This window comes from Nocardioides sp. (assembly GCF_034670285.1).
Classification (GTDB): Bacteria; Actinomycetota; Actinomycetes; order Propionibacteriales; family Nocardioidaceae; genus Nocardioides.
In genome coordinates, this window is the sequence record NZ_JAXMNS010000529.1 from 1 (window position 1) to 2031 (window position 2031).

Below are 2031 nucleotides of genomic sequence, written 5' to 3' on the forward strand. Positions count from 1 at the left end.
TGATCGACCCCGACTCCGACCTGGCCGACGTGGTCGAGCGCACCGGTCGCCTGGTCGTGTCGCTGCTCTCCTGGCAGCACCGCGACCTCGCCGAGGCGTTCGCGGGTCAGGCGCCGGCACCCGGCGCGGCCCTCGGGAGGTCGTAGGGTCGCCTCGTGAGCGACGAGCAGATCCGGGTGATGGTGGTCGACGACCACCCCATGTGGCGCGACGCGGTCGAGCGCGACCTCCAGGCCGCGGGCCTCGACGTGGTCGCCGTCGCGGCCGACGGCCACCAGGCGCTGGCCCGCTTCCCGGCGGCGCGTCCGCAGGTCGTCGTGCTCGATCTGCAGATCCCGGGCCCCAACGGAGTCGAGGTCACCGCGTCGGTCCTGAAGACCGACCCGTCCGCCCGGGTGCTGATCCTCTCCGCCTCCGGCGAGCAGGACGACGTCCTCGAGGCGGTCAAGGCAGGCGCGACGGGCTACCTGGTGAAGTCGGCCTCGCGCGAGGAGCTCCTCGACGCCGTACGACGGGTGGCCCGCGGCGACTCGGTGTTCACCCCCGGTCTCGCCGGGCTGGTGCTCGGTGAGTTCCGCCGGCTCTCGGATCCCACCGCCGCGACCCGCGACGACCCGTGGCACCCCGAGCTGACCGAGCGGGAGACCGAGATCCTCAAGATGGTCGCCAAGGGCCTGTCCTACAAGCAGATCGCCGAGCGCCTCGTGCTCTCGCACCGCACCGTGCAAAACCACGTGCAGAACACCCTGCGCAAGCTCCAGATGCACAACCGTGTCGAGCTGACCCGGTATGCGATCGAGCAGGGTCTCGACGAGGACGACTGAGGTGACCGCCTCGCTCCTCGAGATCGCCGACGCGCTCTATGCCGGCGCGCTCGGCGACTTCACGCCCGCACGCGACGCCCGGGCCAAGGAGCTCAAGGCGGCGGGGGAGACCGACCTCGCACGCGAGGTGAAGGCGCTGCGCAAGGCCTCGTTGGCCGCCTGGGTCGTCGACCTGTTCGTGCGCCGCGAGGCCGACCAGGTCGAGCAGGTGCTGACGATGGGGGCTGCGCTGCGTGAGGCCCAGGCCGGCATGTCCGGCGAGGACCTGCGTGCGCTCACCCGGCAACGTCGCCAGCTGACAGCAGCGATCACCCAGCAGGCGCGCTCCCTGGCCTCGGAGGAGGGCGTCAAGGTCACCCAGGCGGTGGCCGACCAGGTCGAGGCGACCCTGACCGCCGCGATGGTCGACGAGCGGTGCGGGCTCGCCGTGCGCAGTGGCCTGCTGGTCGCGGCGCTCAGCACCACCGGGGTGGAGGAGGTCGACGTCGCCGCCGCGCTCGCGGTGCCGGACGCCCTCGGGTTCGCCGCGACGCCCCAGCTCGCCCAGGGCGCCCAGAGCACTGACGCAGCCGGGCCGTCCGGCCGCCCGGACCTGCACGTCGTACCCGACCCGGATGCGCGGGCGAAGGCGCGTGCGGCTGCGCAGTCGGCGCTCGACGAGGCACAGGAGTACGTCGTCGCAGCCCAGACGGCCTATGACGACGCCGGCGTCGACGTCGAGCGTCTCCAGGCGCGACAGCTGCAGCTGGAGGCCGAGATCGACGAGCTCAAGCGCAAGATCGCTGCGCTCGAGGAGACCTACGACGAGGTCGACGACGAGCTCGGTGACGTCGAGACCGTCCAGGCCGAGGCGCTCGCGTCGCTGGAGGAGGCGACGGCCGACCGGGACGCTGCCGCCGCCACGCTCGACGACCTCCGGTAGTCCCTGTCGAAGTGGCCCCTGCGAGGGCCTGGGAGGGGCCACATCGTCAGGGACTATCGGGGCGTGGCCCAGCCTTTCGAGCGCTCGACCGCGTCGAGCCACACGGCGTACGACGCGTCGGCCTCGGCGCGCTCGGGGCTCGGGGTGAACGACCGCTCGAGCTGCCACGTCTCGCGCAGGTCGTCGGTGGAGTCCCACACGCCGGTGCCGAGGCCGGCGAGGAAGGCCGCTCCGAGGGCGGTGGTCTCGGTCATCCGTGGTCGCTCGACGGGCACGCCCACCTGG

2 protein-coding genes and 1 pseudogene are annotated in these 2031 nt (G+C 72.7%); 2 read left to right on the plus strand and 1 reads right to left on the minus strand.

Annotated features, from left to right (window positions below):
• Positions 1-179: 179 nt before the first annotated feature.
• Positions 180-824: a response regulator transcription factor gene (locus tag VOI19_RS18615; RefSeq protein ID WP_323794433.1), complete on the plus strand. Its 645-nt coding sequence runs from the start codon at positions 180-182 to the stop codon at positions 822-824.
• 1 nt (position 825) lies between these two features.
• On the plus strand, positions 826-1746 hold the full coding sequence (locus VOI19_RS18620) for a hypothetical protein (protein WP_323794432.1): 921 nt from the start codon (positions 826-828) through the stop codon (positions 1744-1746).
• 53 nt (positions 1747-1799) lie between these two features.
• On the opposite strand, the pseudogene VOI19_RS18625 reads toward VOI19_RS18620, so the two are convergent.
• A pseudogene (locus tag VOI19_RS18625) lies at positions 1800-2031 on the minus strand (glycerol kinase); the annotation flags it as partial.